General features: G+C 67.0%; 9 protein-coding genes and 1 tRNA gene. 2 read left to right on the top strand and 8 right to left on the bottom strand.

Annotated features, from left to right (window positions below):
• From clpX to JWN21_RS13345, 6 genes are all read right to left on the bottom strand, one after another.
• Positions 1–793 (bottom strand): ATP-dependent Clp protease ATP-binding subunit ClpX (clpX, locus tag JWN21_RS13370; protein WP_299651141.1); only part of this gene is annotated, 793 nt, incomplete at its 3' end.
• 91 nt (positions 794–884) lie between these two features.
• A complete protein-coding gene (gene clpP / locus JWN21_RS13365; protein WP_299651138.1) occupies positions 885–1574 on the bottom strand; it encodes an ATP-dependent Clp endopeptidase proteolytic subunit ClpP in 690 nt (229 codons plus the stop codon).
• Positions 1575–1629: 55 nt separating this feature from the next.
• Complete coding sequence (locus JWN21_RS13360; RefSeq protein WP_299651135.1) at positions 1630–2547, bottom strand: glycosyltransferase family 2 protein; 918 nt, start codon at positions 2545–2547, stop codon at positions 1630–1632.
• A 13-nt stretch (positions 2548–2560) separates the two neighbouring features.
• Positions 2561–2923, bottom strand: a complete 363-nt coding sequence (locus JWN21_RS13355) for a hypothetical protein (RefSeq protein WP_299651132.1) — start codon at positions 2921–2923, stop codon at positions 2561–2563.
• Between the two features lie 235 nt (positions 2924–3158).
• A complete protein-coding gene (gene tig, locus JWN21_RS13350; RefSeq protein WP_299651129.1) occupies positions 3159–4976 on the bottom strand; it encodes a trigger factor in 1818 nt (605 codons plus the stop codon).
• A 60-nt stretch (positions 4977–5036) separates the two neighbouring features.
• A tRNA-Leu gene (locus JWN21_RS13345) sits at positions 5037–5121 on the bottom strand.
• 103 nt (positions 5122–5224) lie between these two features.
• Here JWN21_RS13345 and JWN21_RS13340 point away from each other — a divergent pair.
• Positions 5225–5389, top strand: a complete 165-nt coding sequence (locus tag JWN21_RS13340; RefSeq protein ID WP_299651127.1) for a hypothetical protein — start codon at positions 5225–5227, stop codon at positions 5387–5389.
• On the top strand, positions 5389–5586 hold the full coding sequence (locus tag JWN21_RS13335; protein WP_299651124.1) for a hypothetical protein: 198 nt from the start codon (positions 5389–5391) through the stop codon (positions 5584–5586). The genes JWN21_RS13340 and JWN21_RS13335 overlap by 1 nt, the downstream gene beginning before the upstream one ends.
• Before the next feature lie 36 nt (positions 5587–5622).
• On the opposite strand, the gene JWN21_RS13330 is transcribed toward JWN21_RS13335, so the two are convergent.
• The gene (locus tag JWN21_RS13330; RefSeq protein ID WP_299651121.1) at positions 5623–6216 is read right to left on the bottom strand and encodes a hypothetical protein; all 594 of its coding nucleotides are present in this window, start codon (positions 6214–6216) and stop codon (positions 5623–5625) included.
• Positions 6216–7409, bottom strand: a complete 1194-nt coding sequence (locus tag JWN21_RS13325) for a M48 family metallopeptidase (protein ID WP_299651117.1) — start codon at positions 7407–7409, stop codon at positions 6216–6218. The genes JWN21_RS13330 and JWN21_RS13325 overlap by 1 nt, the downstream gene beginning before the upstream one ends.
• Between the last annotated feature and the right edge of the window lie 86 nt (positions 7410–7495).

The following is a 7495-nucleotide window of genomic DNA, read 5'->3' as shown; positions in this document are numbered from 1 at the left end:
GGCGTCCCGTGCGGGCCTCGATGATCTTCTCCAGCCCGTCGAACGCCCCGCCGCAGATGAACAGGATGTCCTTCGTGTTGATCTGGATGTACTCCTGCTGCGGATGCTTGCGGCCGCCCTGCGGCGGGACCGAGGCCACCGTGCCCTCGAGGATCTTGAGCAGGGCCTGCTGCACGCCCTCGCCCGAGACGTCGCGGGTGATGCTGGGGTTCTCGGACTTGCGCGCGATCTTGTCGATCTCGTCGATGTAGACGATGCCGCGCTCGCACTCGGCGACGTTGAAGTCGCCGGCCTGGAGCAGGCGGACGAGGATGTTCTCCACGTCCTCGCCCACGTAGCCGGCTTCCGTCAGCGTCGTGGCGTCCGCGATCGTGAACGGCACGTCGAGGATGCGCGCGAGCGTCTGCGCCAGCAGCGTCTTGCCGCAGCCGGTCGGCCCGACGAGCAGGATGTTCGACTTGGCGAGCTCGACATCCGCGCCCTTGGCACCGTGGTTCAGCCGCTTGTAGTGATTGTGGACCGCCACCGACAGCACGCGCTTGGCCTGCTTCTGCCCGATGACGTAATCGTCGAGCACGTTGCAGATCTCCTGCGGGGTCGGCACGCCGCCGTCCTTCTTGGACACCAGCGCGGACTTCGTCTCCTCGCGGATGATGTCGTTGCACAGCTCCACGCACTCGTCGCAGATGAAGACGGTGGGGCCGGCGATCAGCTTGCGGACCTCGTGCTGCGACTTGCCGCAGAACGAGCAATACAGCGTCGACTTGGACTCGCCACCGGTCAGCTTGGTCATTCAAACAATCCTTTGCGGGCGGGCACAATGCCCGCCCGATACGCAAACAGCAACGCCCAAACGGGGTATATCCCCGTGGTTACGTCGTTAACTAGGCCGCCCTGGCCATGTCCTCGGTCGGCTGAGGCCGCTTGTCGAACACCTCGTCGATCAGGCCGAACGCCTTGGCCTCGTCGGCCTGCAGGAACGTGTCTCGGTCCATCCTACGCTCGATCTCCTCGATCGGCTGGCCGGTATACTGCGCATAGAGCTCGTTCATCCGCGCCCGGATGCGCAGGATCTCGCGCGCCTGGATCTCGATGTCCGACGCCATGCCCTGCGCGCCGCCCGATGGCTGATGGATCATGATCCGCGAGTTGGTGAGTGCCACGCGCATTCCCTTCTCGCCGCTCGCGAGCAGGAACGATCCCATCGACGCCGCCTGACCGATGCACACGGTGCCGACGCGAGGGCGAATGTACTGCATGGTGTCATGGATCGCCATGCCCGCCGTGACGACACCGCCCGGCGAGTTGATGTACATGAAGATGTCCTTCTTCGGGTTCTCGGACTCGAGGAAGAGAAGCTGCGCGGTGATCAGCGACGCCATGCCGTCCTCGACCCCGCCGGTCACGAACACGATCCGCTCGCGCAGCAGGCGCGAGAAGATGTCGAACGACCGCTCGCCGCGGTTCGACTGTTCGATGACGATCGGGACCAGGCCAGCCTGCGTTTGCTGCAGGCCGAGGCCGGCGCTGGCGAAAGGCTGCGCGAAATCGCCGGACTCGAACGGATTGTGCATGGGGAAACTCTCTGAGCGGGTGAGTGTCACTATGTCGCGCGGGGGCGGAGCTAGTTCAAGCCCCGCCGGGCGGCGCCGGGTAGGCGAGGTACGCCAGCCGCCTCACCTCCCGCCGCCCCCGGACGACCGTGTCGAGGATGATGCCGGCGGTGAAGGAAAGTGCTGCGAGGATCACCAGCCCGGTTGCCCCGATCGCGGTCGGAAAGCGCGGCACCAGCCCCGTGCGGGCATAGGTCAGCGCCAGCGGCACGCTCAGCCCGACCGCGATCAGCGCCAGAACGGTGCCGATCGCGCCGAAATACAGCAGCGGGCGCTCGATCCGGTACAGCGTCACAATGGTGGTGAGGATGCGCCAACCATCGCTGTAGGTCGAAAGCTTGGACTCCGACCCCGCGGGTCGCGCGTGGTACGGCGTCTCCACCTCGGCCACCGGCATCTTCAGTTCCAGCGCGTGGACGGAGATATCGGTTTCGATCTCGAAGCCCGTCGACAGCGCCGGATAGCTTTTCACGAAGCGACGCGAAAAGACCCGATAGCCGCTGAGAATGTCGGTGAAGCTGCGCCCGAACAGCCGGGCCAGCATGCCCGTCAGCAGGCGGTTGCCGAATTGATGCCCGCGACGATAGGCGTCGCTCGCCTCGTGCACGCGGCTGCCGACCACCATGTCCAGCCGCTCGTCGAGCATCCGCGCGACCAGCGCCGGTGCCGACTCCGCGTCGTAGGTCGCGTCGCCGTCGGCCATGACATAGACGTCCGCGTCCACGTCGGCGAACATGCGCCGCACCACCGCGCCCTTGCCCTGCACGCGTTCGCGTCGGACCACTGCGCCGGCGGCGCGCGCGATCTCGACCGTGCGATCGGTCGAGTTATTGTCGAAAACATAGACGACCGCCTCGGGCAACGCGGCGCGGAACCCCGCCACCGTCTGCGCGATCGCGGCTTCCTCGTTGTAGCACGGCAGCAACACGGCCACGCGCACCGTGGGTTCAAGCGACAACGGCAGGCTCCGGTTTGTGCGGAATCAGCCGCAGGAGGATGGCCCAGACGCCGCTCGCCGCCGCGAAGACCAACAGATTGTACACCGCATAATGGTAGCGCCACTGGTACAGGAAAGGCGAGTAGGCCGCCGCGATAAACAACACGACGACCGCGACGGCGCCCCAGCCCGGACGGCGCTGGACGACCGCCGTCACGAGCGTGATCAGCCCCAAGGCGTCGATCACCCAGATCAGCGCGACCCTGACGGCGCGCGCGGTGTCGAATCGGTACGCGGGCGGATGCGCCGTCGGCCCGGACCCCACGAAATAGGCGTCGGCAAAGCCGCGACCGGTGGCGATCGCGATCGCCACCGCCTGGGCTTCTCCGCCGTTGGACGCCCACCCGCCCAGTGCTAGAAACCCCGGCCGGAGCAGCAGGCCCAGGGCGACGATGCGATCACCAGCCGGCGCTCGGCCGGCAGGTGATCGGCGCAGCCCGCCCCCGCGCGTTCGCCAGCATTCCCGCTCGTCTCTGCCGGCATCGATCGCCCCCCGGCCCCGCAGGACCGATATCAGCTTAGCGCCGGCGTCGCGAGGGGAAACCCCGTCAGGACTTCTTCGCGCGTGTCTTCTTCACCGGGGCATCCGCCGCCTCGGCGCCCGCTGCCGGCTCGGCCGCTACTGGCGAACTTTCCAGCACCTGCGTCTCCGCAGCCACCGGCGCGCCGAGCTTTTTGGCGCGCGGTGCCTTGACCGGCGTTACCGCCGCCGGCGCATCGGCCGCCGGCGTTTCGACACCTGCGTTGGAACCCTTGGCCGCCGGCTTCGCGCGTGGCTTCCCGGCAGCCTTGGCCGGGACGGGCGACGCCAGCTCGGCGGCGGCATCGGCCGCCGCGGCAGGCTCGCTCGACTCCACCGCAGCGTCAGCCTTCTCCTCGGCCTTGCCGGGGGCAGGTTTGGCGCGCTTCGCCTTGGGCTTGGGCGCGGGAGCATGTTCAGCATGGTCGTGCCCAGCGTGATCATGTCCGGAATGATCATGCCCCGCGTGGTCATGGTCATCCGAGTGATCGTGGACATGCGTACCGGTCGCAAAACCGTCCTCGCTCTCGATCGCCGCTTCCAGCTCCTCGCGCGTCGTCTCGCGCTCGGTGATCTCCGCCTTGCCGAACAGGAAGTCGACGACCTTGTCCTCGTACAGCGGCGCGCGCAGCTGGGCCGCCGCCATCGGCTCCTGCTGGACGTACTGGATGAAGCGCTGGCGCTCTTCGGGCCCGTATTGCTGCGCGGCCTGCGCGATCAGCTGATTCATCTCCTGCTGGCTGACCTCGACGCCGTTGGCCTGGCCGATCTCCGACAACAGCAGGCCCAGCCGCACGCGGCGTTCGGCGATGCGCCGGTAATCGTCGCGCTCGGTCTCCATCTCGGCACGCGCCGCCTCCGGGTTGGCCTCGTGCGTCGCCTCATGCTCCAGTTGCGACCAGATCTGGCTGAACTCCGCTTCCACCATCGATGGCGGCACGTCGAAATCGTGGCCGGCGGCGAGCTGATCGAGCAGCTTGCGCTTCATGTGCGTGCGGGTGAGGCCGTTGCTCTCCTGCTCGATCTGGCCGCGGATCAGCCCCTTGAGCTGGTCGAGGCTTTCCAGCCCCAGGTTCTTGGCCAGTCCCTCGTCGATCCGCGCCTCGCCGGCGGTCTTCACCGACTTGATGGTCAGGTCGAAGGTGGCGGGCTTTCCGGCCAGTTCCTTGGCCTGGTAATCGGCCGGGAAGGTGACCGAGATCTGCCGCTCTTCGCCCGCCGTCACGCCGACGATCTGGTCCTCGAAGCCGGGGATCAGCCGGCCCGAGCCGATCTCGACCGCCATGTCCGTGCCGGTGCCGCCCTCGAACGCCACGCCGTCGGCGGTCTTGCCGACGAAATCCATGGTGACGAGGTCGCCTGTCGCCGCCGGCTTGTCGCCGGCATCGTCCCAATGCTTCTGCGCATCGGCGAATTTCTGCAGCTGCTCGTCGATCTGCGCGTCGGCGATCGGCACCGTCAGCCGCTCCAGCTTCAGCGCGTCGATCGCCGGTGCCGGCACCTGCGGCAACACTTCCAGCGCGACGGTGATCTTCGCGTCGCCGCCGGGTTGATAATCCTCGCCCAGTTCCACCGACGGCTGCACGGCCGGACGCAGCTGCTGCTCGGCGATCAGGCTCTGCACGCCTTGCTGGATCGAAGTGTTGAGCGCGTCCTGCAACAGCGCCGGGCCGTGCATCTTGCGGACGAGATTGGCGGGCACCTTGCCGGGGCGAAAGCCGGGCATCTTCATCTGCGGCGCGACCCGCTTGATCTCGCCGGCGACCTTGGCCTCGATCTCGGCGGCGGGAATGGTAAGGGTGTAAGCGCGCTTCAGCCCCTCGTTCAACGTCTCGACAGTCTGCATGATGAGCCTTTGATCTGAAAATGCGGCCGCGAGCCTTGAGGTGCTACGCTGGCGGCGGGCTGGTGCGGGCGAAGGGACTCGAACCCCCACATCTTGCGATGGCAGGACCTAAACCTGCTGCGTCTACCAGTTCCGCCACGCCCGCTTGCACCCGGACCCGCCGTGTGGGGCACGCCTATAAGCGAGTGCGGCACCGCGAAGCAACCGCGCATGGGTCCGACGCGTTGATGGCGCGAAGGAGAGCACGAATGGCGACCCAGCCACTGCCCGAAAGCCCGACCCCCGATGCCACGCCGGTCGAACCCGGCGGACCCGGACCTGAGATCACTACGCCTCAGCCCGACTTCGACCAGCCCTCGCCCGGCATGCCATCCACCGATCCCGGCACACAGCAGCCGCCGGAGATGATGTGATGGCGAGCGAGGGAGCGCCCGGCGCGCCCGACCGGGACGAAGACCCCCGCTCCGATATCGAGCAGGCGGTGGCCGCCCGCAGCGATGCGCTCGCCCGCGGTGAAGGCGGCGGCAGGTCGTCGGACGCGCCCGGCGACTATTCCGGCAATGCGGGCACAGGCGGCGAGGTCAAGAACCAGGACATCGACGCGCAGTAGCCTTTAAATGGCCGAGGCGCGGGCATGGCGCGGCGACTACTTCGCCAGCTTGATCGTCTGAGTCAGGCTGCGGAAGTCGCCCAGCGTACGGTCGTAATAGTGCAGGCGCGGCGCGTCAAAAGTGACCATGAATAGCTTGCCCGCAATCGTCGCGGCGCGTGCCTCGCCCTTCCTCGGCAGGCCATCTTCGTCCGTGTATTCATAGTTGAACAGGATGCCCGGCTGGCCCAGGAACGGGTCGGGTTTGGACCCGACGACCTGGAAAACACCGCTCTTGCTTGCCGCACGATAGGTGCCGGCGAGCAGCTCCGGTACCTCGACCAGCAAGGTCGTCGCGCCAAATTTGGGCAGCGGTTCGTGCTTCTTGCTGCGCTCGCGGATCAGCGGCTGACCCGGCTCGACCCCACCGAAGAAGGTGACGTCGTTCAGCTGCTCGCCGTCCAGCGTCCAGGTCTCGGCGTATTTGCCCGGCTTGCCGCTCAGCTTGTTCCAGTCACGCGGCGGCGTGACCGCCATGGCCTTGCCGGCGACCTGGGCCACCTTGCCCTTCTCACGATAGTCGTTCGCTTGCGCGGCGGCGGGCACCAGCAGCAGGACGCTCCCGACCAGAGCCCTCGATATGACGTTCATCATTTCCCTCCCGTGGCGGCGATCGTCATCGTGATCATCGCCGCATCCGACGCCGCCGGCTGCAGGGCCAGATAGCTCTCCAGCGCCGCCCGGCCTTCGCCGGTTCGTCCCGTCTTGATCAGCGACAGCCCCAATCCGCGCTGCGCTTCCGCGTGACTGGGATCGAGGGCGACCGCCTTGCTGTAGAAGTCGGCTGCGTTGACCAAGTCGCGCTGCGCACCCCTCATTCGGAACAACTCGCCACGCGCATGCCAGAGCGTCGCGGTCCAGCCGCGCTCCGCCAATGCGCCGATGATGTACTCGCTCGCGCCGAAATCGTTAAGCTTGACCTGATCATCCAGGAAGATCGGCATCCATTTGGCCGTGGCCAAGGCATAGCGATCGCCTCCCTCGTCGCGGCCATCGCCATCAGGATTCGCCAGTGCGGCCAGGTAAGTGGCCCGCTCCGCCTCGGGTGGATGCGAGGCAAAATAGGCGATCCGGTCGAAGCGAGGCTTCTTCAGCCCACGCATGGAAGCGGACGCCTCTGCCTCCGCTATGCGGCTGCGCCAGACCCGACTGGCCGCTTGCGGACGCAGCGTGCTGGCGTTCATGTAGCCGAGCCCAACCAAGTCGGCTTCGCGTTCGTTCTCGCGATTGAAGCGGTAGAAGCCACCGTAAACCGACAGCTGCAAACTGTTGAAGTTGGTCGCGGCATAGCTGTTCATCGATGCAAGCACCTGTGCCCAGGCGAGCAGGTCGGTGCTGCTGCGCGCCTGCTTGAAGCGCTGCAGCGTGTGGCGGCTCTCGAAATGGCCAAATTCGTGACCCAATACGAACGCCAACTCCGCCTCGCTTTGGACGCGCAGCAGCAAGCCGCTATAGACCCGCATCGTCCCGTTGGGCGACATGGTGGCGTTGAAGCTCGGCTCCCGCATGATGTAGACGCGCGTGGCCTTGCACCGATCCGCGCCAACGGCCGCGCACAGGACCGATTTGACATAGCCGGTCAGCGCTTCGTCGCGGATCACCTTGGGTGAATTGGCGAGCGTGCGCTCGCTCTCGTCGTCCTCGCGCCACCATCCGATCTCGTCGACACCCCGGGGCTGGTACACGCCTGCATAAGGTGGCGGCGGCGGGGCGGGCTTGACCTTGTCCGCTGCCCAGGCCGGCGCGGCGAGTGCCAGCGCCGCCAGCGCGATGGTCGGCCTCACGGCTTGGTGACCACCGGCGCGGTGCTGCCGGGGAACTCCTCCAGCAGCTGCCCGACGCGCTTCTCGGCGCCATCGACCTCGCGCAC

It is taken from the genome of Sphingomonas bacterium (assembly GCF_028292945.1).
Taxonomy (GTDB): domain Bacteria; phylum Pseudomonadota; class Alphaproteobacteria; order Sphingomonadales; family Sphingomonadaceae; genus Sphingomonas.
This window is presented reverse-complemented; position numbering and strand designations above follow the sequence as displayed.

What these genes read in the sequence shown, in the direction of transcription:
- clpP (WP_299651138.1), bottom strand. Translation starts at nt 1,574, where the DNA reads ATGCACAATCCGTTCGAGTCCGGCGATTTCGCGCAGCCTTTCGCCAGC.
- JWN21_RS13330 (WP_299651121.1), bottom strand. Translation starts at nt 6,216, where the DNA reads ATGAACGTCATATCGAGGGCTCTGGTCGGGAGCGTCCTGCTGCTGGTG.
- tig (WP_299651129.1), bottom strand. Translation starts at nt 4,976, where the DNA reads ATGCAGACTGTCGAGACGTTGAACGAGGGGCTGAAGCGCGCTTACACC.
- JWN21_RS13335 (WP_299651124.1), top strand. Translation starts at nt 5,389, where the DNA reads ATGGCGAGCGAGGGAGCGCCCGGCGCGCCCGACCGGGACGAAGACCCC.
- JWN21_RS13340 (WP_299651127.1), top strand. Translation starts at nt 5,225, where the DNA reads ATGGCGACCCAGCCACTGCCCGAAAGCCCGACCCCCGATGCCACGCCG.